Consider the following 24,085-nt stretch of genomic DNA (forward strand, 5'->3'; position numbering starts at 1 on the left):
GACGGTCACCGCTGCATGGAAGCACGGCAGCGGTCGGACACGCCGTCAGTTTCCGCTTTGTCCGTCAGGCTCTCTCGGCCACGCGCTCCGCGGGAGCCGTCGGATCCTCCTCGCCCGGCGTGCCGGGCGCGGCGTTGAGTTCCGTGAGCATCTCCTTCGTGAAGCCGAACCAGTACGTCGCGAGGAAGCCCGCGACGTAACCGACGAGCAGACCGGCGGCGTAGACGGCGACCGTCTGCCCGAGGCCCCGGTTGCCGTCCAGGAGGGGGAAGAGCGCCCAGCCCGAAGGACCGATCGCGGTCGAACCGACGTCCGTGCCGAGCTGGTTGTAGAGCCCCACGAACGCGCCGCCGAAGGCGCCGCCCGTGCAGGCCGTGACGAACGGACGCCCCAGAGGGAGCGACACGCCGTAGATGAGCGGCTCTCCGACACCCAGGAACCCGGGCCAGAGCGCGGACTTGACGGTGGTCCGGATCGAGGGGTTGCGGGGCAGCCGGAGGTAGACGGCGATGGCCGCGCCGGCCTGTCCCGCACCCGCCATGGCGAGGATCGGCAGCAGGACGGTGAAGCCCGCGCCCTCGATCAGGGTCGTGTGGATGGGGATCAGCGCCTGATGGAGACCCAGCATGACCAGGGGGAGGAAGAGACCGCCGAGGAGGAATCCGGCCCCCGCGCCGCCGTGGGCCAGCAGCCAGTCGGCGGCGTCACCGATCCAGGTGGAGACCTCACCGGCGAGGAACATCAGCCCGAACAGGGTGGCGAGTCCGGCCACGAGCACGGTGACGGTCGGCGTCACCAGGACGTCGACGGCCTCGGGGACCCGGCGGCGGCACCACTTCTCCACGGACACGCCGAGCCAGGCGGCGCCCAGCGCGCCCAGTACACCGCCCTGTCCCGGGGACAGGTGCCGGCCGAACGCCTCCACGTCGGCCACCCCGGCGTAGACGACGATCGATGCGACGGCACCACCGAGAATCGGGGTGCCGCCGAACTCCTTGGCGGTGTTGTGGCCGACGAAGACGGCGATCAGTGCCATGAACCCGGAGGCGATGGCGGCCAGGGCAGAGGTGATGCCCGGCAGCCAGTGCAGGTTGACGAGGAGGCCGTTCAGGCCGGCGATGATGCCGCAGCCGATGAGAGCGGGAATGAGGGGTACGAAGATGTTCGCGATCCGGCGCAGGAGGAGTTTGAACGGCGTGGCGTTCCTCGCCTTCCGTTCCGCCCTGAGCACGGCTCCCCGCGCCGCGAGGGAGTCGGCCGTCACGGGGTCGGGCCCGGGGTCCGGGGCTGCGGCAGGGACCGGTGCGGTCCCTGCTGTCTCCGCCTCGACCAGCGCCTCGAACTCCGGGGTGACCCGTGCGACCGTCCCCGGTCCCAGCACGATCTGGTAGGTGTCGTCCTCGACGATCCCCATGACCGCCGGAAGCGCCCGTAGTCGCTCCTCCCGCACCAGGGACCGGTCGTGCAGACCGAGCCTCAGCCGGGTCATGCAGTGGGCCACCGACGCCACGTTCGCGGCACCTCCGACCAGCGGGAGGATGGCGGCGGCGGTGGCGTGGTGCCTGTTCTCTTCGCTCATGGTGCGGTCATGCCTTGCGTCCGGAAAAATACTTTCTGGATCTTGCTCTTGATCCGAAAGGTATTTTCAGCACCCGTGGGCGTCAAGCGCCTGGCGTCTCACCCCGTCCGCGATTCCCCCGCGGGGGTGGGCGGTCGGCGCAGCGGGCGCCCGCGGTGTGGAATGGCCCGGTGAACACGAAGGAACAGGGCGCGGAGCGCCCCGAACGTGCCCGGCCCACTCCCCACAGCCTGACCGGTGTCGGCCTCGCCGTCCTCGACCCCGCCGGCCGCGTCCTGCTCGGTCTGGGGCACGACGGCCGGTGGGAACTTCCGGGCGGCAAGGTGGATCCCGGGGAGGACTTCGAGACGGCGGCCGCGCGCGAACTGGCGGAGGAGACGGGGCTTTCGGTGCCCGCGACGGCCGTACGGGTGCTGGCGGTCGTCGTGGACGGCCTCCGGGGCCTGACCCGGGTGACGGCCGCGGCCGTCACCGAGGCGGCGGCGGGCGCGCCCGCGGTGACCGAACCCGACAAGATCGTGCGCTGGGAGTGGTTCGCGCGCGACGCGGTGCCCTCCGCGCTGTTCGGCCCGTCCGCCTCGGTGCTCGACTGCCTGTGGCCCGAGGCCGGTCGCCGCGGGGCGGCCGGCGTGCGTCACTACCGGGTCTCGGGCGACGTCGCGAAGATCACACCGTCTTAAATACGCATCTGGAATACCAATTATCTAGCATGGTGGTGCGCGCGATCACCGAACACCCAGTCAAGGAGCCAGCGGATGCTCTCCACCCAGTCGGTCCCCGTCGTCCGAGCCACCCTCCCGGCCGTCGGGGCCTCCCTCAGCTCCATCACCGAGCTGTTCTACCGCCGCATGTTCGAGGAACGCCCGGAACTGCTGCGCGACCTCTTCAACCGCGGCAACCAGGCCAGCGGGGCACAGCGCGAAGCCCTCGCGGGCGCCGTCGCGGCGTTCGCCGGCACCCTGGTGGAACGGCCCGGCGAGCGCCCCGACGCCGTCCTCGGGCGCATCGCCCACAAGCACGCCTCGCTGGGCATCACGCCCGATCAGTACACCCTCGTGGGGCGGCACTTGATGGGCGCCGTCGGCGAGGTCCTGGGCGACGCGGTGACCCCGGAGGTGGCGGCCGCCTGGGACGAGGTGTACTGGCTCATGGCCAACGCCCTCATCGCCATGGAGGCGCGGCTGTACGCCGAGGCGGGGGTCGACAACGGCGCCGTCTGGCGCGACATGGAGATCGCCGAGCGCGTCGAGGAGTCCCTGGACACCGCCTCCTTCGAACTGCGCCGCCTCGACGGGCTGCCCACCGAGCCGTTCACCCCCGGCCAGTACGTCAGCGTCCAGATCGAACTGCCGGACGGAGCACGGCAGATACGCCAGTACAGCCTCTCCACGGCCCCCGCCCGCAAGACCTGGCGCATCACCGTCAAGCGCGAGCGTTCCGCCGACGGCCGCATCCCCGAGGGTGAGGTGTCGTCCTGGCTGCACGCCCATGCCCGCCCGGGCGACATCGTGAGGGTGTCCCGCCCCTTCGGCGACCTGGTGCTCCCCGAGGGCGACGGTCCCCTGCTCCTCGCCTCCGCCGGGATCGGCATCACGCCCATGCTGTCGATGCTGGACCACCTGGCCGACGCCTCGGCCCGGCGGCACGTCACCGTCGTCCACGCCGACCGCTCCCCCGCCCACCACGCACACCGTCTGGAGCTGGACGACCTCGTCAGCCGGCTTCCGAACGGCACGCTGCACCTGTGGTACGAACAGCCGGAGGAGCCGGCGGCGCCCCATGTCAACAAGGGCCTGACAGACGTCGCCCGGCTGCCCCTGCCCGAGGGCGTCACCGCCTTCCTGTGCGGGCCGCTTCCCTTCATGCGCGCCGTCCGCGGTGACCTGCTGGGCCGGGGAGTCAGCCCCAAGGACATCCACTACGAGGTGTTCGGCCCGGATCTCTGGCTGAGCAAGTAGCACCGGACGGAAGGCGGGCGCCCTCGGGCCGCCCGCCTTCCGCATGAGGGCCACGACACGGCCGATCCCGTCCGACAGGCATGCCGCCGGTGCCGGTGCACTACGATGCGAGCGTTGCCGCCCCGCCCCCGGTGACTCACCCGACTGCCTTGTGCACAAGGTGAGTTGAGTCTCTTTCGGACGGGTCGCGGACACTTCTCGGTCCCCCACACAGAGAAAAGACGCGGATGCGGATCAAAGACGTGAGCATGGTGCTCGCCGGCTCCACCCTGATCGTCACGCTGGCGGCCCCTCCGGCCCTCGCCGACGGCACCTCCCTGCCCGCCCCGGACATCGCCGCCGTGAGCGCCGTCCACAGGACGGCCCTGACGCAAGGAGCCCCGGGAGCCTTCACCCGGATCGACGAGGGCCGCACCAGCCATCACGTGGCCACCGGCGAGGCGGAGACCGCGGCCCACACGCCGATGGACACCGGGCGACGGTTCCGCGTGGGCAGCGTCACCAAGACCTTCACCGCGGTGGTGCTGCTGCAGCTCGTCGCCGAGGGACGCGTCGACCTCGACGCCCCGGCCAACCGCTACCTGCCCGAGCCGCTCCCGGACGACCGCATCACCGTCCGTCATCTGCTCAGCCACCGCAGCGGGCTCTACGACTACACCAACGACATGTTCTACAACACCGTCCCTGGCTTCGAGGCGGTCCGCAACAAGGTCTTCGGCTACCAGGAACTGATCGGCCTCTCCACGGCACGCCCCCTGAACAACGCGCCGGGCGCCGCCTACAGCTACTCCAACACCAACTTCGTCGTGCTCGGCCTGCTCATCGAGCACGTCACCGGCACCCCCGTCGCCGACCACTACCAGGAGCGCATCTTCGCGCCACTGCGGCTGAGGAACACCTCCTACGTCCACCCGCGGACGACCCTCTCCGGTTCGTACGCGCGTGGTTACCTCCGCCAGGACGACACCACCCTGCCGCTGGTCGACTCCACCGAGCAGACCGTCTCCTGGGCCCAGTCCGCGGGAGCGGTCATCTCCAACGGCAAGGACCTCAACCGCTTCTTCTCCGCGCTGCTGTCGGGGAAGCTGCTGCCCGCCGAACAGCTCGAGGACATGACCACCATGGTGCCGGTCACCGCGGACGGGAAGCAGTCCTACGGGCTGGGCCTGCGCGGCCGGAAGCTCTCGTGCGGCACCACCGTCTACGGCCACACCGGCACCGTCCAGGGTTACTACACCTACGCCTTCACCACCGGCGACGGTGCCCGCAGCATGACGTCCCTGGCCAACACCTCCAACAACGGAACCGTGAACGCCACCCTCGGCGGCACCCTGGACGCCTCGTTCTGCGGCTCCGGCGCGGCCGCCGCCCGGCGCGCCGCCGTCACCGGGTCCTTCACCGAGGACATCGCGCCGCAGGTCACCCGCGACTGAGCCACCGGGCCCCTCCGGCCGGGCACCCACCCGGCCGGAGCGCTACCTGATGCGCTCCCAGCCCCGGTGCGGGGCGCGGCTGCCGAGCTGGGTGTCGCGGCTGCGGTAGACGATGTAGGGGCGGGTCAGGTAGCCGAGGGGCGCCGTGAGCATGTGGACGAGCCGGGTGAAGGGCCAGGCCGCGAAGAGCAGCAGGGCGCTCACGGCGTGGAGCTGGAAGAGGACCGGGATGCCGGTCATCAGGTCCGCGTCGGGTCGCAGGTAGAAGACGGAGCGGAACCAGGGGGAGATGGTCTCCCGGTAGTTGTAGCCGCCGCCCACGATGTTCGCCGCCACGGTCGCGGCCAGGCCCAGCCCGATGGTGACGGCCAGAGAGAGATACATGGCCTTGTCGTTGCGGGTGGTGGCCGAGAAGACCGGGCCGACGGTGCGCCGCCGGTAGATCAGGATGGCCAGTCCGCCGACGGTGCAGACGCCTGCGATGGTGCCGACGACGACCGCGAGAACGTGGTAGGTGTGCTCGCTGATGCCGACGGCGTCCGTCCAGCTCGCGGGGATGAGCAGACCGCCGATGTGGCCGAGCAGCACGAAGAGGATGCCGAAGTGGAACAGCGGGCTGCCGATGCGCAGCAGACGGCGCTCGTAAAGCTGGGAGGAGCGGGTGGTCCAGCCGAACTTGTCGTAGCGGTAGCGCCACATGTGGCCGAGCACGAACACCGCGAGGCTGACGTACGGCAGCGCGACCCACAGCAGGATGCCGCCGGTGCCGGACTCCACCGCCAGGGGGAGATACTGCGCGGATGCGGTCATCGGGGGCCTCCGGCGGACGGTGCGGGCATGTACTGGGGCGGCGCGTAGGGGTCGAGGCCCACCTGTTCCTCGGGCGGGCCCTCGGCGGCGAGCCGGGCGACCGCGTCGCGCTCGTCACCGGCGAGCGCGGGCAGTGTGGCGGAGACGGAGCTCAGCAGGTCCGCCCAGGGAGCGCGGTCGTCGAGCAGGGCGAGGCGCAGCAGCTCCAGTCCGGCCCGGTGCTCGGTGAGCAGGCGCAGGCCGGTCTCCGGGTCGGTGGCGGCGAACTCCAGCACGACGGCGAGGTGGTCGGGCAGTTCGTCGTCGGTGAGCCGCCAGCCGGCCCTGGCGTAGGTCTGCTTCAGGCGCACCAGGGCGAGGCCCCGCTTGCGGGTGTCGCCGTGGGCGTAGTAGGTGAGGTACGGGCAGCAGCGTTTGCGGTGGTCGAAGGTGGCGACATAGGCGGCGGCCAAGGCTTCGGTGCCGGCCTCCTCGGCGCGGTCGACGAAACGGAGCAGAGGTCCGCCCACCGCGGCGGGCAGCGCGGGGGCCGTCCGCCGGGCCAGGGACAGATGGCTGGTGTGCTCCTCGCCGGGATAGCCCAGGAGCAGGGACTGGACCTGCCATGCGTACGTGTGCCAGGGCTGGGTCCGGTGCGCGGGCCTGAGCCTGAACTTGTTCCTCATGGCTTGGGTTCGACCTCCCCGCCGCTGTCGGGGCTGCCGGGACGGTCCCCGTCGCCGGGCGGGAAGAGGCCGGGTGGGCTGCCCTTGCCGTCCCAGTTGAGGAGGTTGACGCGGGTCCCCTTGTCGGCCGGGGTGGCCGGGGTGTCGGAGAGCTGGCGGTCGCGCAGGGCGAGGTAGTTCTCCACCGCGATGGGCGCGGCGCCGCCGGACGCCTCACCGAAGGGGCCGGAACCTCCCATCCCGGGGCCGCCCTCGTAGTCGAGGCTGCACTCGGTGGCCAGCTCCTCCAGCTGGTGGGCCTGCTCGGCGTGCGCCGTCGGGATGACGTACCGCTCGTCGTACTTGGCCAGGGCCAGCAGCCGGTACATGTCGTACATCTGCTCCTCGCCCATGCCGACGGCCTCGGGAATGGAGGCGTCGGGCTCGCGGCCCAGGTTGATGTCGCGCATGTAGGCGCGCATGGCGGCCAGGCGGCGCAGCACCGCGTCCACGGGCGCGGGGTCGCCGGCGGTGAACAGCTGGGCGAGGTAGTCGACGGGGATGCGCAGGGCGTCCACGGCGGCGAAGAGGTTGCGGTGGTCCTCGGCGTCCTGTCCGGTGTCGCGGACCGCGTCGACGACCGGGGACAGCGGGGGGATGTACCAGACCATGGGCATGGTGCGGTACTCCGGGTGCAGCGGCAGGGCCACCTTGTACGTGTTGATGAGGGCGTGGATCGGGGAGCGCTGGGCGGCCTCGATCCAGTCCCGCGGGATGTCCGCCCGCTCCGCCGCGGCGACCACCTCGGGGTCGTTCGGATCGAGGAAGACCTGCCGCTGGGCCTCGTAGAGGCCGGTGTCGTCGGGGGTGGAGGCGGCCTCCAGCACCTTGTCGGCGTCGTAGAGGACCAGGCCGATGTAGCGCAGCCGGCCGACGCAGGTCTCGGAGCAGACGGTGGGCAGGCCGACCTCGATGCGCGGGAAGCAGAAGGTGCACTTCTCGGCCTTGCCGGTGCGGTGGTTGAAGTACACCTTCTTGTACGGGCAGCCGGTGACACACATCCGCCAGCCCCGGCAGCGGTCCTGGTCGACCAGGACGATGCCGTCCTCCTCGCGCTTGTAGATCGCGCCGGAGGGACAGGACGCCGCGCAGGACGGGTTGAGGCAGTGCTCGCAGATGCGCGGCAGGTAGAACATGAAGGTCTGCTCGAACTCGAGCTTGATCTTCTCCGAGACCTCGTTGAGCAGCACGTCCTTCTCACCGTGCTCCGCCGATCCGCCGAGGTCGTCGTCCCAGTTGGCCGACCAGGAGATCTTCATGTCCTTGCCGGAGATGAGGGACTTCGGGCGGGCGACGGGGGTGTGGTCCTGCAGCGGGGCGTTGGTCAGTGTCTCGTAGTCGTACGTCCAGGGCTCGTAGTAGTCGTCCAGGGACGGCAGGACGGGGTTGGCGAAGATGGTGATCAGCTTCTTGAAGCGGCCGCCCGCCTTGAGGGCGAGCCGGCCCTTCTTGTTCAGCTCCCAGCCGCCCCGCCACCGCTCCTGGTCCTCGTAGCGGCGCGGATAGCCCTGGCCGGGCCGGGTCTCGACGTTGTTGAACCACACGTACTCGACGCCGGTGCGGTTCGTCCACGCCTGCTTGCAGGTGACCGAGCACGTGTGGCAGCCGATGCACTTGTCGAGGTTCATCACCATCGCCATCTGGGCCATGACGCGCATCTCAGTACTCCACCTCCTGGTTCGCACGGCGCCGGATGACGGTGACCTCGTCGCGCTGGTTGCCGGTCGGTCCGAGATAGTTGAAGGCGTAACTCAACTGGGCGTAGCCGCCGATGAGGTGGCTGGGTTTGATCAGCAGCCGGGTCAGGGAGTTGTGGATGCCGCCGCGCCGCCCGGTGGTCTCGGTGCGGGGCACGTCGATGAGCCGGTCCTGGGCGTGGTACATGTACACGGTTCCCTCGGGCATGCGGTGCGAGACGACCGCGCGGGCTGCGACGACGCCGTTGCGGTTCACGGCCTCGATCCAGTCGTTGTCCCGCACTCCCACCTTCGCCGCGTCCTGGGTGCTCATCCAGATGGTCGGACCGCCCCGGGACAGGGACAGCATGAAGAGGTTGTCCTGGTACTCGGAGTGGATGGACCACTTGTTGTGCGGGGTCAGGTAGCGCACCGTCACGCCGAGTTCGCCCGTCTCGCCGAGACGCGGTTCGTCGAAGAGCGCATGCATGTTCAACGGTGGCCTGTACACGGGCAGTTGTTCACCCAGAGCGGTCATCCAGTCGTGGTCGAGGTAGAAGTGCTGGCGGCCGGTGAGGGTGTGCCAGGGCTTGGACCGCTCGACGTTGACGGTGAAGGGCGAGTAGCGCCGCCCGCCGGTCTCGGAGCCGGACCACTCGGGTGAGGTGATGACCGGGACCGGGGCGGCCTGGGTGTCGGCGAAGGTGATCCGCTTGCCCTCGTGCTCGGCGGCCAGATCGGCGAGCCGGGTGCCGGTGCGGGCCTCCAGGGTGTGGAACCCCTGGGTGGCGAGGTGGCCGTTGGTGGTGCCGGACAGGGCGAGGATCGCCTCGCAGGCGTGGGAGTCGCGGGCGATCGAGGGGCGGCCGTCCGCGACTCCTCCGCGCACGGTGCCGTTCTTGTGCCGCAGGTACTCCAGTTCGCGGTCGACCTTGAAGGTGACGCCCTTGGTGGTGGCGCCCAGGGAGTCCAGCAGGGGGCCGAGGGCGCCCATCTTGTCGGCGACGGCACCGTAGTCGCGCTCCACGGTGATCAGTTTCGGCATCGTGCGGCCCGGAACCGGCTCGCACTCCCCCGCCTTCCAGTCCCGTACCCGCCCGTGCGGGGTGGCCAGCGCGTCGGGGGTGTCGTGCAGCAGCGGCGCGGCCACCAGGTCCTTGCGCACGCCGAGGTGGCCGGCGGCCTGGCGGCTGAACTCCTTGGCGAGGGTGTGGAAGATGTCGAAGTCGGTGCGGGTCTGCCAGGGCGGGGCGATCGCCGGGTTGAAGGAGTGCACGAAGGGGTGCATGTCCGTGCTGGACAGGTCGTACTTCTCGTACCAGGTCGCGGCCGGCAGCACGATGTCGGAGAAGACGGTGGTGCTGGTCATGCGGAAGTCGAGGGTGAGCAGCAGGTCGAGCTTGCCCTCCGGTGCCTCGTCGCGCCAGACCACGTCGCGCGGGCGGGCGTCCGGCGGGGCCTCGGTGGCCCGCACCGAGGAGTCGGTGCCCAGCAGGTGTTTGAGGAAGTACTCGTTGCCCTTGGCCGACGAGCCCAGCAGATTGGCCCGCCACACGGTGAGCACCCGGGGGAAGTTCTCCGGCGCGTCCGGGTCCTCGCCGGCGAACCTGAGCCGCCCGGACTTCAGTTCGTCCACGACGTGGTCGGCCGGTGCCCTGCCCTCGCGTTCGGCCTCGTCCACGAGGTCCAGCGGGTTGCGGTCGAACGTGGGATAGGAGGGCATCCAGCCCATCCGGGCCGAGGCGGCGATGACGTCCGCCGTGCTCTTCCCGGCGAACGGTCCGCCGGCGCCCGCCGCGGCGAGGGTGTCGGCGGAGAACGGGTCGTAGCGGAACTGGTCGCTGTGCAGGTACCAGTAGGCGGTCTGGATCATCTGGCGGGCGGGACGGTTCCAGTCGGAGGCCGTGGCGATCGCCGAGTAGCCGGTGATCGGACGGACCTTCTCCTGACCGACGTAGTGCGCCCAGCCGCCGCCGTTGACGCCCTGGCAGCCGGTCAGGGTGGTCAGGGTGAGGAACGCGCGGTAGATGGTGTCGGAGTGGAACCAGTGGTTGGTCCCGGCCCCCATGATGATCATGGAGCGGCCTCGGGAGTCCTCCGCGTTGGCGGCGAACTCCCGGGCGATCCGCGCCGCCCGGTCGGCGTCCACTCCGGTGATCGCGGCCTGCCAGGCCGGGGTGTACGGCTCGTCCGGGTCGTCGTAGCCGGCGGGCCAGTTCCCGGGCAGTCCCTCGCGGGCCACGCCGTACTGGGCGAGCAACAGGTCGAAGACGGTGGTCACCAGCCGTCCGGCCACCCGGCGCACCGGTACTCCGCGGCGCAGCCGTGCGGCACCGCCGTCCGGGGTGTCGAAGCGGGGCAGGCCGACGACGGCGGGCGGCTCGTCGCCGCCCTCGGCGGACAGCAGGGGGCGCACGTCACCGAGGTCGAGGTTCCACTTGCCGGCGCCGGACTCGCCGAAGCGGTCGCCGAGGGTGCCGCCCGGAACCACGGGCAGGCCCGTGGCGCCGTCCAGCAGCACGGTCCTGAAGTCGGCGTTCTCGGCCCGGGCGTGCTCGCCGCCGAGGTCGGAGGCGGTGAGGAACTTGCCCGGCGTGTACGTGCCCGGCTCGTCCTCGCTCTCGTCGAGCGCGACCAGGAAGGGAAGGTCGGTGAACCGCCGGACGTAGTCGGCGAAGTAGGGGGTCTCTCGGTCGACGAAGAACTCCTTGAGGACCACGTGCCCCATGGCCATCGCCAGCGCGCCGTCCGTGCCGGGCTGCGCGGCCAGCCACTCGTCGGCGAACTTCACGTTGTCCGCGTAGTCCGGGGAGACCGCCACCACCTTCTGGCCGCGGTAGCGGGCCTCGGCCATCCAGTGGGCGTCCGGGGTGCGGGTCACCGGGAGGTTGGAGCCCCACATGATCAGGTATCCGGCGTCCCACCAGTCCCCGGACTCCGGTACGTCGGTCTGGTCGCCGAACACCTGGGGCGAGGCGACGGGCAGGTCGGCGTACCAGTCGTAGAAGGAGAGCATCACCCCGCCGAGCAGGGAGTAGAACCGGGCCCCCGCCGCGTGGGAGACCATCGACATGGCCGGAATCGGGGAGAACCCGGCCAGCCGGTCCGGACCGTGGTGCTTGATGGTGTGCACATGGGCGGCGGCGGCCATCTCCGCCGCCTCGGCCCAGGTCGCCCGGACCAGGCCGCCCTTGCCGCGTGCCCGCTTGTAGCGGCGGGAGCGCTCGGGGTCGGAGACGATGTCCGCCCAGGCGGCCACCGGGTCCCCCAGCCGGGCCTTGGCCTCGCGGTACATCTGCAGCAGCACACCGCGGACGTAGGGGTAGCGGACCCGGGTCGGCGAGTAGGTGTACCAGGAGAAGGCCGCTCCCCTGGGGCAACCGCGCGGCTCGTACTCGGGGCGGTCCGGGCCGACGGACGGATAGTCGGTCTGCTGGGCCTCCCAGGTGATGATCCCGTCCTTGACGTACACCTTCCAGGAACAGGACCCGGTGCAGTTGACGCCGTGGGTGGAGCGCACCACCTTGTCGTGCGACCAGCGGTCGCGGTAGAACTCGTCCGCCTGACGGCCGCCCTTGCGGTGCATCGAGCGCAGGTCCCCGGACACCTCGGCCCGTGTGAAGAAGCGGCGTGAGCGGACCAGTGCCTGAGCCACCTCACCGTCCATCCCCGGGGGGTTCTCCGCCCGGCCCGCCGTTCCCGGTGCCGGGCTCGCCTCCGTGCTCACTCCGCCGCTCCTTCCCGGACGCCGCGCGCCCGCGGGATGCCACTCGGGCCCCGGCCGTCGTACGCACTGGCTCGCCTTACCTGACTGCCGGACAGATATGCGGAGACAGAGCAACTTTTCGACCGCGAGTCCCTTTGTACCCTCCTTTCACGCCGTCCGGGAGGTGGAGCGGGCGACCGGAGCGGGCCCGTCTCACCCGGCCGGCTGCTCCATGCGGGTGCCGGCGCGGGCGCGCACGGCCTCGACCGCCTCCCACTCCTCGGTGGACAGCGCCGCCAGAGCGGCCGGGAAGACGCCGTCCTGTTCCTTCAGGATGTGCAGGCGCAGCAGGTCGAGCGTCCGGATCAGCCGGTCCGGCCAGGTGGCGTCCCGCGGCGTGCCCGCCCCGGCCTCCGCCAGCACGGCCTCGATCCGGCGGTGCTCCTCCTCCAGGGCGGCCAGCTGCTCGGGGAACTCGTCGGCCAGCGCGGGGAACAGCCCGTGCTCCTCCACCTCGGTGTGGGGCTCCAGCACCTCGCCGATCCGGCGGGCCAGTTCCGCCATCCGGCCGATGTCACCGTCGCGACGGGCGTCACGGACGTGGCTGATCAGGTGCACCACCTCGTCGTGCTCGCGGGTGAGCTCGTCGATCGCCGTGAGCGACTGGCAGCCGCAGTACTCGCACATGATGTGACTCCTTGACGCGGTGAGAGGTCAGTGCGGCTGGGCGGCGGGGTCCCGGCGGTCGATGCCGCGGCGGACGACGGTCCCGGTGTAGGCCAGCGCGGCCGCGGCCACCAGGGCCAGCAGGATCAGGCCCCAGGCGTAGGAGCCGTACGTGCCGTACAGGGCGCCCATCACCAGCGGGGGCAGGAAGCCGCCGAGGCCGCCGGCCGCGCCGACCACGCCGGTGACCGATCCGACCTTGTTCGCCGGGGCCAGCAGGGCCACCAGGGCGAAGACGGCGCCGCTGCCCGCGCCGAGCGCGGCGGCCATGGCGAGGAAGGCGAGGGTGCCGACGGGTGCCAGGGACGGGGTGAACGCCTGCACGACCGCGCCGGCGGCCACCAGGGCCAGTGCGCCGTTCAGCACCCGCACCGGTCCGATGCGGTCCGACAGCCAGCCGCCGACGGGCCGCATGGCCACGGCCAGCAGCACGAACCCGGCCATGCGGTTGGCCGCGTCCGCCTGGGTGAGCCCGTAACCGGTCTTGAGGTAGGTGGGCAGGTACACGGAGAAGGCGACGTAGCCGCCGAAGGCCACCGCGTACAGGGCGGATGCCTGCCAGGTGACGCCCAGCTTGAAGGTGGCGGTCAGCCGGCGGGCCAGTGGCTCGGTCGGCACGGTCCGGCCGGGGGCGTCGCGCAGCAGGAGGGCCGAGACGGCCGCGTACACGGCGAGCACCCCGGCGGTGATGAGGAAGGGGTTGGCCATTCCGTTGGCGTCGACGAGCTTGACCGTGGTGAGCGCGCTGATCGCGGTACCGCCCATGCCGGCTCCGAAGATCCCGATGGCCAGGCCTCGGCGCTCGGGAGGGAACCACGCGCTGACGAACGGCACGCCGACGGCGAACGCGGTGCCGCCGATCCCGAGGAAGAAGCCGCCGGCCAGCAGCGCGGGGAGCGAGGAGTGCCCGGCCAGACCCAGGTAGAGCACGGGCACGATGGTGGCCGCGGAGACCAGCGGGAACATCACCCGTCCGCCGAACCGGTCGGTGAGGGCGCCGACCGGGATGCGGCCCAGGGAGCCGACGATCACCGGCACGGCCACCAGCAGCGACTGCTGGAACGACGACAGGCCCAGGGAGTCCTGGAGCCGGGGGGCGAGAGGGCTGAGCAGGGCCCAGGCCCAGAAGTTCAGGGCGAACCCGGCCGTGGCCAGGGCCAGCATCAGCCAGGCCCGGCCGGTCACGGCCGCACCGGGTCGCGGTGCTCGATTCGTAGTGCTCGACGGCTGGAGCATGCCGCCCGTCCTCCCTGTTCGCGGTGCGGCCCGTAACACGTCGGTGCCGCGGGTACCCGGGCTCTGTGCCGGCGTCCCACGACCACTATCGGCCGGGGGACGCCGGCACGCGTTGGGCCGTCAGTCCTTCGTGCCGGGGTCCGGCGGTCCCGGTTGCGAGGCCCGAACGGCGCGCGGCACCGGCCGGTCGGCCGGGCGTGCCGCGGCCCTGGGCGTCCGCGTTCCGCGGGTATCGGGGCCGTAACCGAAGCGGATCAGCACGTGCGGGCTGCACCACTTGGCCGCGGGGACCCGCATCGCCGCCCGCAGGTCCGGCCACTCCATGGCCTGGTGCAGGAGCGAGGTCCGCACCCCGTGCACGGTGGCCACCAGCAGCGCCCGTTCCAGGGCCTGACCCGCCAGCAGCCAGTCACGCGGCCGGTCGCCGACGGTCCACACCAGGGCGACCTGGGCGTGCCGTTCGAACCGCAGCCGCGGCCGCCCGGGCGCGGGCGCCCTGCCGGTGAAGTCACGCATCGGCATGCGTCCGGCGGCGTCGAGCGGGCGGGAGGTGGTGAACGGGATGCCGTAGGGGCTCGATCCGGGCGGGGCGATCCAGGCGCGGCTCTCCGCCGTGCGCGCCTCGTCCGCGGTGTTGCGCAGTTCGGCCGCCGACGTCACCCGCAGCAGCCGGCGGGTGTGGACGATGTCCGGGACGTACAGGTGCGCGCCCTCGGCCCGCGCGGCGGCGGCCATGTCGGCGACGACCGGCTCGGGCACCGGACGGCCGGTGAACGGCATGCGGCTGGAATGGCGCCGGGAGACGGCCGTGTACAGCGTGCGGTAGCCCGGCGCGGTGCCGGCGGGGACGGTCAGCTGCACGGTGGCGAGCAGTCCGGGGTCGTACGGGTCCGGCAGCAGGTGGGGCACGGGCTGCCAGCCGAGGTGGGCCGCGGCGACCCGCAGGTTGAACACCGCCGAGCCCGCGGACAGGTACATGGCCCGCCCTTCCGGGTCGGCCAGGGCCAGGGACCGGCTGCGGTCGGCGTGGACCGTGACCGCCCGGGTGCTCAGGTCGAAGCCGAAGCGCCAGGGCTGCGTGTTGTGGATCGACGGCGCCGCCACCGCCGCGGCCAGCAGCGTCTCCAGCGCGAGGGCGTCGATCTTGTCGGTGTGCATCGTGGCTCCTCGCTGTGCGGGAACTCGGGGGTGGAGGAGGACTGTCCTTGATCCCCACCCTCCGGCACCGCCCCGCGCGCGACGAGGGCCACCCGGCCCATCGCCCAGTGCCGAGCGGACCCGGGGGTGACGTGCGGATCGGGACGCGGGACGGGGCGGCGGCGCCTCGCCGGCCCCTGCCCGGGACGTGCTACGTGGCCGGCAGGGCGGTGGCGAGGAGGACGACGCCGAGTGAGCCGACGAGCGAGACGACGGCGAGGGCCCGTGCCAGGTCGGCGCGGTGGCGCGCGTGGGCGATGCCATGCGCGGCCGCGGCGGCCATGACCACGGCGAACAGGGCGAGTTTGGCCGCCAGGGTGCGGCCGTAGCCGGGTTCGGCGAGCGACGCCCAGGTGACGCCCTTGTGCCAGGCCATCGCGACACCCGTGCCGAGCTGCACCGGCAGGAACAGCGCCCCGGTGAGCATCCCGAACCGGCGTCCCGCCTCGGCGGTGAAGCGGTCCTTGGCCTCGGGGCCGAGCAGACGCCTGGCGAGCGGCAGGATCACCAGCGACAGGGCCAGCTGTCCCCCGACCCACAGCGCGGCACCGGCCACATGCGCGAACCGCACCAGGGACCAGAGTCCCACCGTGTCCACTACCGGGTCACCTCCACCGTGCCGTGCGCCCCGGCCTCGGCGTGCCGCATGTCATGGTCGACGAAGGCGTAGTGCCCGGCCTCGGGGAACGTGGTCTCGACGAACCCGCCCTGGGCGGGGGCCAGGTCCAGCACCTGCGCCCCGCCCGGCCGGCCGGGCGTCAGCAGGTAGGCGCCCTCCTTGTACACCGTGTCGAAGACGGTCCCCACGATGTGGAAGGCGACGGGGTCGCTCGGTCCGGCGTCGACCACCCAGAACCGGGCCCGGTCCCCGGCCTTCACGGTCAGGGGCCGCTTGGCGTATTGGGCGGCGGCACCGTTGAAGACCCAGGCGTCGGGCGTGCCCTCGCGCATCTTGGCCACCTGGGCGGTGCTGCCCGGGGGGCCCAGGTAGAGCGCGGAGGAGACCAGGAGGTATTCGTGGTCCACCTTCCTCAGATCCGGCGGGTCGATGACGACGGCGCCGTACATGCCGTTGCCGATGTGCTGGAGCATGGGGGCGGTGCTGCAGTGGTACAGCCAGGCTCCGGCCCGCTCCGCGCGGAACCGGTAGACCAGGCGTTCGCCGGGCTCGAGGGTGCGCATGGGCCGGTCGGGGGCAAGCGAGCCGGCGTGGAAGTCGATGCCGTGGCCCATGCCCTCGTCGTCGTTGACCAGGGTGATCTCGAAGACGTCGCCGACCCTGCCACGCAGGGTGGGGCCGGGGGCGGTGCCGCCGAAGGTCCACATCTGCTGTTTCACGCCGGGGGCGACCTCGGCCGTGGTGTGGGCGGCGCGCAGCTCCACCTTGTGAAGGCGCCCGCCGGGGGCGGGGGCGAGGTCGGCGGTGCGCTCGCGCCAGCCCCGGGAGAAGTCGGCGCCGAGGTCCGGGCCGGTGCCGCCGCCGGGCGCGGAGTGGCCGCCGTGCCCGCCGTCGGTGGAGTCGCCGTGCGCGTCCCCGGCCGCCCGGTGGGCGGAGCCGGCGCCGGTGTCGCGGACGACGATGTCCAGCGTCATGCCGGCCGCGCGGTGCCCGGGCAGGGTGCACCACGCCTCGCGGTCCCCGGTGACCGTCCCGAGGTCGAGGGTACGGCTCTGGCCGCGGGTGAGCAGCGGGGTGGCGGGCCCGTCCTCCACCTTGAGGTCGTGGCGCACGGCGTCGGTGTTGGTGACCTTCAGGCGCAGGGCGGTGCCCTCGGCGACCTCGATGCGGGCGGGGCGGACGCGCATGCCCGCCAGGGTCACCTCGACGGTCCGTGTGACGGTGGTGCCCCCGGCCCCCGTGCCCGCGGCGACCGCGGGATCACCGGTCCCGCCGCCGCTGTTGGCGGCGAGCACGGCCAGTACGGTCAGTACGGCGCCGGCCGCCGTGCCCAGCAGGGCGGGCCGGCGGGCGGGGCCGCCCGCGCCGGCGGGTGCGGACCCGTCCTGCTTGCCGGTCACGGTGCTCCTCGGTCCTCGGCGCGGGGGTGCGGGACGGCGGGAAGGCCGGTGCCCGGGCCGTCGGGCCCGTGCGGCCCGGCGGTCCCGCTGCCGGAGAGCAGTGCCGCCAGTTCCTGCTGGTACGGGAAGGAACCGGGCCGGTAGCCGCACCAGGGTTCCTCGGCGTACGGGTCGCCGGTCACGCCGTAGGCGCGGGACCGGGATCCGCCGCAGACCCGGCGGAACTCGCACCGCCCGCACCGGCCGCCCAGCCCGTCGGCGTCCCGCAGGCCGGTGAACAGCTCCGAGGAGCGGTAGATCTCGGCCAGGGGACGGGTGCGCACACTGCCCGCGCCCAGGGGCAGGAACCCGCTGGGGTGCACGGTGCCGGTGTGCGACACGAAGACGAAGCCGCGGGCCGCGTTGACGTCCAGCGGGGGCCGCCTGGCCCGCCGGCCCCCGGACTCCAGGCCCAGCGCGGCGGAACGCTCGCGCAGTCGCTGGTAGAGCGGGCCGAGCCCCATGACCGCCACGTGGTCGTCACCGGTGTCCGCGAGGACCGTGCGCTGGAGCGCGACCCGGCGGAAGTGGTGGGCCTCGGTGGTCTTGGCGGGCACGGTCAGCCCGACGTCGTACACGAAGTTCAGGACGTCCTCGGTCTCGGCGGGGGTCAGTTCACCGAGCTGCCGGCCGCGCCCGGTGGGCACCAGGAAGAAGGCGCTCCACAGCATCGCCCCGTGGTCGCGGACCAGGCGCACGATGTCCGGCAGGTCGTGCAGGTTGTGCCGGGCGACCGTGGTGTTGATCTGCACCTTCATGCCCAGGGCCCGGGCGGCGTCCCAGGCGTCCAGCGTCCACCGGTACACGCCGGGCACACCGCGGAAGCCGTCGTGCAGCGCGGCGGTGGACCCGTCCAGGCTGAGCGAGAGCCCGACCGCTCCGGCGTCGTGCACCTCCCGCAGCCGCCGCGGTGTGAGCGTCGGGGTGCCGGACGGCGACACGGCGACACGGACGCCCACCTCCTCCCCGTACCCGATCAGCTCGTTCAGGTCGGGACGCTGGAACGGATCGCCGCCGGTGATGACGAACAGCGGGGCGGGCCGGCCGAACGCGGCGACCTGGCGCAGCAGATCCTTGGCGGCGGCCGTGTCCAGCTCGCGCGGGTCGCGGTCGGGGACGGCCTCGGCCCGGCAGTGCAGGCAGGCCAGCGGGCAGGCGCGGGTGGATTCCCAGATGACGATGAACGGCCGGTCGTCCACGTCCTGGTGCTGCCGCCGGATCGCGCGTGCGCCGCTCACCGGGTCCTCCGTCCCACGCAGGTGTGGGGCGTGCGTCCGGCGGCTCGGGAGCCGGCACAGACGGCCCGGGCCGCCGCACGGTGACCGGTCCGGACCGCGTGCAGCATCCGTGACGGGGATCGGCGGGGGAAACGGCCGCACGCATGCTGGTTGCGGTTGTACACGGGACACCTCCGGGTCGGTCGGTGTCAGCCTGTCGCACCGGGCCGGGCGGCGCCCCGGCCGACCGGTCCCGGTCCGGTGGGCCGTTGGTCCCTCCCGGGCGGGTCCGCGGCGGGACCGGCCGACCTCCGGCGCAGGCGTGCGCCGCCCCGGACCGCTGGTCGCGGCCCGGGGCGGCGCGGGAGTCGCCGGGCGCGTTCAGGCGTGGCGCCGGTCCGCTCCCAGGGCGTTCGCCGTGGCGACGAGGGCGGCGCCGGTACCGGTCAGCAGGGCGCCGAGTCCGGTGACGAGGGTGGTGAGGTGCCACGCCTGGTAGGCGGACAGCAGGGAGGCCCGCAGGGTCTCGCCCATGAACGCGGTCCGACGCAGCTCGGCGAGCTTGTCGGGGTCGCCCCCGCCGGTGTGCAGTTCGTCGGTGATCTCCGCGTAGGTGCGGCCCCCGGTGGCCCGGGTGAGATGGTCCTTGATGAGTTCGGCGTAGGCGTGGGCCTCACCGCCGGTCCGCACGGGGCGGCCCGCGAAGCGCGCGAGGGGCTCGGGCAGGCCGTGGTGGGGGAAGGTGATCCTCTGCGCGGCCAGTTCCGCCCGTATCTCCCGGCGTCCGCTGCGGCCGCGCAGCAGCATCACCGGCCCGGCGGTTCCCAGGGCGAGGCCGGTCAGCCCGATCAGGGCGCCGGCTCGGCGGGGCGCGTCGTTCATCGCGTGTCGTCCTTCGGTCTCGGGTGTGTGCCGTCGTTCCGCGTGTCGTGGGCGGTACGGCCCGCGCCGGGCGGCGCGGGCGGTGTCAGGCGGTCGTGCAGGTCGTCCAGCAGCGCGGCCAGACGGACCCCGGGTGCCATGGCCAGGAGGGGCAGGACAAGGCCGTTCTCCTTGGCGGTGTGTTCCTCGAAGAAGACCTGAAGGGCCAGGGCGTGGGCCGCCGCGTCCGCCGGGGAGGCGGCCGCGCGCACCGCGTCCACCAGACCGGCGATGCAGCGGTGCTCGGCGGCCAGGCTCACCATGAGCAGTCGGGCGTCGGGCATGGTCCGGGCGACCGGGTGGAGGGCGGCCTCCTCGGCGGCCGCGTGCGGCAGCAGTTCCCGCTCGCAGAAGGCCACGAGGCCCGTGCGGAGCTTCTCGGCCGCGTGCGCGTCGCACCTCGCGGCGGTGGTCAGGAGCGCCACACGGCCGGCCAGTTCCCCGGCCGTGCGGGCGTGCCGGGCCTCGGCCGCTTCGAGCGCCGCGGCGTCCTCGGCGGACGACGCGAGGGTGGGAGCACTCATGAGGTGTCTCCAGCGGTTCGTGACCGGCCGGGCGACCGGTGCGGGTGGGAACGGGCGGCGCGGCGGAGGGCGTGCGGTCCACCACGTCCCTGACGCAGGCCCGGCTCAGCGGGCGGCCGGCACGGGTGGACGCCGGCCGGGGACGCGGTGGACCGCGGGTCCGGCCGTGACTGAGGAACGGCCGGACGGTGACCGGTCCGGGGAGCTCGCCACGCCTGCTCCCCGGCCCGTGGTACGAGACGACGTGACCGGACAGGGTGACGTGACGGCCTGTTCGCCTCCCGGCCCGTCACGCCCCAGCATCACCCGCCCCGCCCGTCCGCCGCCTGGGCCGTGCGGGCCCGCGGGGGTGCCGGCCGGTCCCCGCCCGCCGGTCCGGATCGGGGCCGGACGGCTCTGGTGGAGTGGGCACTTGGGCCCAAGCGGCGGACGGCGCGGCACCGCCACGGGCGCCGGGCGGTGGCCGCCCCGCGGGCCGCCGGAGGTCACCGGGTGGCCGCGGGGCCGGCCCAGCCCTCCGCTCAGGGGGTCCCGGGCCCTGGTCCCGGACACGCGGCCCGAGGCCGGGCCGGTAGGACGGGTGACCGGGGCCGTTCGGCCCAAGGCCGCCCCCACGGCGGAAACCTAGGTTCCTGACCATGGAGAACGATCAGAGCGCACGCCGGGGGCACGAGCCGGCTCCGGGGACCTGGCCACTGGCCGCGCGCAGACTGCTGAACCGCCGGGAGGTCTCGTCCGACGGACGTGCGGTCTTCGGCGAGGGCGACCCGAAGTGGGAGGGCTTCTACCGGGACCGCTGGTCCCACGACAAGGTGGTGCGCTCCACCCACGGCGTCAACTGCACCGGCTCCTGCTCCTGGATGGTGTACGTCAAGGACGGCATCATCACCTGGGAGCACCAGGCCACCGACTACCCGTCGATCGGCACCGACTGCCCCGAGTACGAGCCGCGCGGCTGCCCGCGCGGGGCGTCGTTCTCCTGGTACACCTACTCCCCCAGCCGGGTCCGCTACCCGTATGTGCGCGGCGCCCTGCTGAAGCTGTGGCGCGAGGCCCGCAAGCGGCTCGGTGACCCGGTGGCGGCGTGGGCGGAGATCACCGGTGACCCGGCGAAGGCCCGCGCCTACAAGCGGGCGCGCGGCAAGGGCGGACTGGTGCGGGCCGACTGGGACGAGGTGGCCGAGCTGGTCGCCGCCGCCCATGTGCACACCATCAAGGAATACGGACCGGACCGCGTCACCGGTTTCTCCCCGATCCCGGCGATGTCGATGGCGTCCTTCGCGGCCGGCTCCCGGTTCATGTCGCTGATCGGCGGCACCCTGCTGTCGTTCTACGACTGGTACGCCGACCTGCCCATCGCCTCCCCGCAGGTCTTCGGCGACCAGACCGACGTGCCGGAGGCCGCGGACTGGTGGAACGCCGGTTACCTGATCATGTGGGGGTCCAACATCCCGGTCACCCGCACGCCCGACGCGCACTTCCTGACCGAGACCCGCTACAACGGCACCAAGGTCGTCGCGGTCAGCCCCGACTACGCCGACAACGTCAAGCACGCCGACGAGTGGATGTCCCCGCACCCGGGCACGGACGGCGCGCTGGCGATGGCCATGGGCCATGTCGTCCTGCGCGAGTTCCTCGTCGACCGCGAGGTGCCCTACTTCCGGGACTACCTGCGGAAGTTCACCGACGCGCCGTTCCTGGTCACCCTGCGCGAGCACACGGACGGCCGTCTCGTGCCGGACGGGTTCCTGAGCGCCGCCGACCTCGGGCACGAGGAGGAGAACGCCGGATCCAAGACGGTCCTGATCGACTCGGCCACGGGCGAGCCGGTCGTGCCGAACGGCTCGCTCGGCTTCCGCTGGGCGAAGGAGGAGCAGGGCCGCTGGAACCTCGACCTCGGCGAGGTGACTCCTGAGCTGACGCTGCTGGAGCGGGCCGAGGGGACGGCCGAGCTGGTGCTGCCCCGCTTCGACGAGGGCGCCACCGAGGGCGGTACGACCATGGTCCGCGGGGTGCCGGTCCGCCGGATCGGCGGGCGCACGGTCACCACCGTCTTCGACCTGATGCTGGCCCAGTACGGCGTGGAGCGGCCGGGCATGCCGGGCAGCTGGCCGTCCTCGTACGACGACGCCGACGAGCCGTACACCCCGGCCTGGCAGGAGACCATCACGTCCGTGCCGGCCCAGCAGGCGGCCCGGATCGCCCGGGAGTTCGCCCGCAACGCCGAGCGCACAGGCGGCCGTTCCATGATCGCCCTGGGGGCCGGCACCAACCACTGGTTCCACTCCGACACCATCTACCGGGCGTTCCTGGCGCTGACCACCATGACCGGTTGCCAGGGCGTCAACGGCGGCGGCTGGGCACACTACGTCGGCCAGGAGAAGGTCCGCCCGCTCACCGGCTTCCAGCACCTGGCGTTCGCCTTCGACTGGCAGCGGCCCACCCGGCACATGACCGGCACCTCCTACTGGTACCTCAACTCCGACCAGTGGCGGTACGAGGCGTTCGGTCCCGACGAGCTGGCCTCCCCGCTGGGCACGGGGCGGTTCGCGGGCAAGGGGTTCGCCGACTGCCTGGCGCAGGCCGTGCGGCTGGGCTGGACGCCCGGTCACCCCGGCTTCAACCGCAACCCCCTCGACCTGGCGGACGAGGCGGCGGAGCGGGGGCGCCCGGTCGCCGAGCACATCGTGGACGAACTGAAGTCGGGGCGGCTGCGGTTCGCCGCCGAGGACCCCGACGACCCGGCCAACTTCCCCCGGGTGCTGACGGTGTGGCGGGCGAACCTGCTGGGCTCCTCCGGCAAGGGCAACGAGTACTTCCTGCGGCACCTGCTGGGCACGGACGCCGCCGTCCGCTCCGAGGAGACCCCGCCCGGGAAGCGCCCGCAGGAGGTGGTCTGGCGGGACGAGGCGCCCGAGGGCAAGCTCGACCTGCTGGTCACCATGGACTTCCGGATGACCTCCACCGGTCTGCTCTCCGACGTCGTCCTGCCGGCCGCGACCTGGTACGAGAAGGACGACCTGTCCAGCACGGACATGCACCCCTTCGTGCACGCCTTCACCCCCGCCATCGCCCCGCCCTGGCAGTCCCGCACCGACTACGACACCTTCCTCACCATCGCCGACCGGTTCAGCGAGCTGGCCGCCGGACACCTGGGCAGGCGCACCGACGTCCTCGCGGTACCGCTGACGCACGACACCCCCGACGAACTCGCCCAGCCCGGCGGGGTGGTGCGGGACTGGAAGACCGGCGAGTGCGAGCCGGTCCCCGGGCGCACCATGCCCAAGCTGGTGGTCGTCGAGCGGGACTACGCGGCCACCGCCCAGAAGATGCGGGCCATCGGTCCGCTCCTCGACACGCTGGGCACCACCACCAAGGGCGTCACCGTCCACCCCGACCGGGAGATCGAGGATCTGCGGCACCGCTGCGGGACGGTCCGGGACGGCGTGGGCGCCGGCCGGCCGTCGCTGGCCACCGCCTCCGACATGTGCGAGGCGATCCTCGCCCTGTCCGGCACCACCAACGGCCGCCTGGCCACGGAGGGCTTCCGTGAGCTGGAGCGGCAGACCGGCAGCGAGGGGCTGGTGGAACTGTCCGCCGAGCGCGAGGCCGAACGGATCACCTTCGCCGACACCCGTGCGCAGCCCCGCTCCGTGATCACCTCCTACGAGTGGTCGGGCTCGGAGACCGGGGGCCGGCGCTACTCGCCCTTCGTCATCAACACCGAGCACAAGAAGCCCTGGCACACCCTCACCGGCCGCCAGCACTTCTTCGTCCAGCACGACTGGATGGCCGAGCTGGGGGAACAACTGCCCGTCTACCGGCCGCCGCTGAACACCCCGCGGCACTACGGCGACGAGCACCTGCACGAGGACGGGCGGGCCGAGGTCACGGTCCGCTACCTGACCCCGCACTCGAAGTGGTCCATCCACTCCAACTACCAGGACAACAAGTACATGCTCGACCTGTCCCGCGGCGGCCCGGTCATCTGGATGTCGCTGGAGGACGCCGGGAAGATCGGCGTCAAGGACAACGAGTGGATCGAGGCCTACAACCGCAACGGCGTCGTCGCCTGCCGGGCCGTGGTCACCCACCGGATGCCCGAGGGGACCGTGTACATGTACCACGCCCAGGACCGCAACGTGAACGTGCCGAAGACCGAGGTCAGCGGCAAGCGCGGCGGCATGCACAACTCACTGACCCGCCTGCTGCTCAAGCCGACCCATCTCGCCGGCGGCTACGCGCAGTTCACCTACGCCTTCAACTACTACGGCCCGACCGGCAACCAGCGGGACGAGGTCACCGTCATCCGCCGTCGCAGCCAGCAAGTGGAGTACTGA

Annotated in this window: 17 protein-coding genes; 4 read left to right on the plus strand and 13 right to left on the minus strand. The window is 72.5% G+C overall.

The window, feature by feature from the left end; all coding sequences use genetic code 11:
* Window positions 1-64: 64 nt before the first annotated feature.
* Window positions 65-1,579 carry a PTS transporter subunit EIIC gene (locus BU52_RS21160; RefSeq protein WP_037936732.1) on the minus strand — a complete coding sequence of 505 codons (1,515 nt, stop codon included), beginning with the start codon at window positions 1,577-1,579 and terminating at the stop codon, window positions 65-67.
* A gap of 170 nt (window positions 1,580-1,749) precedes the next feature.
* Here BU52_RS21160 and BU52_RS21165 point away from each other — a divergent pair, with 170 nt between their 5' ends.
* From BU52_RS21165 to BU52_RS21175, 3 genes are all read left to right on the plus strand, one after another.
* A complete protein-coding gene (locus BU52_RS21165) occupies window positions 1,750-2,259 on the plus strand; it encodes a nucleotide triphosphate diphosphatase NUDT15 (protein WP_037936733.1) in 510 nt (169 codons plus the stop codon).
* A gap of 75 nt (window positions 2,260-2,334) precedes the next feature.
* A complete protein-coding gene (locus tag BU52_RS21170; protein WP_037936735.1) occupies window positions 2,335-3,537 on the plus strand; it encodes a globin domain-containing protein in 1,203 nt (400 codons plus the stop codon).
* Window positions 3,538-3,764: 227 nt separating this feature from the next.
* Window positions 3,765-4,970, plus strand: coding sequence for a serine hydrolase domain-containing protein (locus tag BU52_RS21175; protein WP_037936738.1), 1,206 nt, complete (start codon window positions 3,765-3,767; stop codon window positions 4,968-4,970).
* A gap of 42 nt (window positions 4,971-5,012) precedes the next feature.
* Here BU52_RS21175 and narI read toward each other — a convergent pair whose 3' ends face one another.
* The 12 genes from narI to BU52_RS21235 all read right to left on the minus strand — a co-directional run bounded on the left by narI (window position 5,013) and on the right by BU52_RS21235 (window position 19,745).
* The gene (narI, locus tag BU52_RS21180) at window positions 5,013-5,780 is read right to left on the minus strand and encodes a respiratory nitrate reductase subunit gamma (RefSeq protein WP_051858412.1); all 768 of its coding nucleotides are present in this window, start codon (window positions 5,778-5,780) and stop codon (window positions 5,013-5,015) included.
* Window positions 5,777-6,445 carry a nitrate reductase molybdenum cofactor assembly chaperone gene (narJ, locus tag BU52_RS21185; RefSeq protein ID WP_037936741.1) on the minus strand — a complete coding sequence of 223 codons (669 nt, stop codon included), beginning with the start codon at window positions 6,443-6,445 and terminating at the stop codon, window positions 5,777-5,779. The genes narI and narJ overlap by 4 nt, the downstream gene beginning before the upstream one ends.
* Window positions 6,442-8,142 carry a nitrate reductase subunit beta gene (gene narH / locus BU52_RS21190; RefSeq protein WP_037936743.1) on the minus strand — a complete coding sequence of 567 codons (1,701 nt, stop codon included), beginning with the start codon at window positions 8,140-8,142 and terminating at the stop codon, window positions 6,442-6,444. The genes narJ and narH overlap by 4 nt, the downstream gene beginning before the upstream one ends.
* Before the next feature lies 1 nt (window position 8,143).
* Window positions 8,144-11,827, minus strand: coding sequence for a nitrate reductase subunit alpha (locus BU52_RS21195; RefSeq protein ID WP_037936870.1), 3,684 nt, complete (start codon window positions 11,825-11,827; stop codon window positions 8,144-8,146).
* A 252-nt stretch (window positions 11,828-12,079) separates the two neighbouring features.
* Window positions 12,080-12,553, minus strand: coding sequence for a hemerythrin domain-containing protein (locus BU52_RS21200; RefSeq protein WP_037936746.1), 474 nt, complete (start codon window positions 12,551-12,553; stop codon window positions 12,080-12,082).
* A 27-nt stretch (window positions 12,554-12,580) separates the two neighbouring features.
* Window positions 12,581-13,828, minus strand: coding sequence for an MFS transporter (locus BU52_RS21205; RefSeq protein WP_037936748.1), 1,248 nt, complete (start codon window positions 13,826-13,828; stop codon window positions 12,581-12,583).
* Between the two features lie 120 nt (window positions 13,829-13,948).
* Window positions 13,949-14,986, minus strand: a complete 1,038-nt coding sequence (locus BU52_RS21210; protein WP_063830018.1) for an Acg family FMN-binding oxidoreductase — start codon at window positions 14,984-14,986, stop codon at window positions 13,949-13,951.
* 190 nt (window positions 14,987-15,176) lie between these two features.
* Window positions 15,177-15,623, minus strand: a complete 447-nt coding sequence (locus BU52_RS21215) for a hypothetical protein (protein ID WP_200881231.1) — start codon at window positions 15,621-15,623, stop codon at window positions 15,177-15,179.
* Window positions 15,623-17,044 carry a multicopper oxidase domain-containing protein gene (locus BU52_RS21220; RefSeq protein ID WP_051858414.1) on the minus strand — a complete coding sequence of 474 codons (1,422 nt, stop codon included), beginning with the start codon at window positions 17,042-17,044 and terminating at the stop codon, window positions 15,623-15,625. Before BU52_RS21220 ends, BU52_RS21215 begins: the two co-directional genes overlap by 1 nt.
* Window positions 17,041-18,321 (minus strand): TIGR04053 family radical SAM/SPASM domain-containing protein, encoded by a 1,281-nt coding sequence (locus tag BU52_RS21225; RefSeq protein WP_235216386.1) that lies wholly within the window; start codon window positions 18,319-18,321, stop codon window positions 17,041-17,043. The genes BU52_RS21220 and BU52_RS21225 overlap by 4 nt, the downstream gene beginning before the upstream one ends.
* A 360-nt stretch (window positions 18,322-18,681) precedes the next feature.
* The gene (locus BU52_RS34890; RefSeq protein WP_051858418.1) at window positions 18,682-19,182 is read right to left on the minus strand and encodes a hypothetical protein; all 501 of its coding nucleotides are present in this window, start codon (window positions 19,180-19,182) and stop codon (window positions 18,682-18,684) included.
* Entirely contained in the window at window positions 19,179-19,745 is a 567-nt protein-coding gene (locus tag BU52_RS21235; protein WP_051858420.1) for a hemerythrin domain-containing protein, read from the minus strand. Before BU52_RS21235 ends, BU52_RS34890 begins: the two co-directional genes overlap by 4 nt.
* A 638-nt stretch (window positions 19,746-20,383) precedes the next feature.
* Here BU52_RS21235 and BU52_RS21240 point away from each other — a divergent pair.
* Complete coding sequence (locus BU52_RS21240; protein ID WP_037936751.1) at window positions 20,384-24,085, plus strand: nitrate reductase subunit alpha; 3,702 nt, start codon at window positions 20,384-20,386, stop codon at window positions 24,083-24,085.

The organism is Streptomyces toyocaensis, assembly GCF_000725125.1.
Taxonomy (GTDB): Bacteria; Actinomycetota; Actinomycetes; order Streptomycetales; family Streptomycetaceae; genus Streptomyces; species Streptomyces toyocaensis.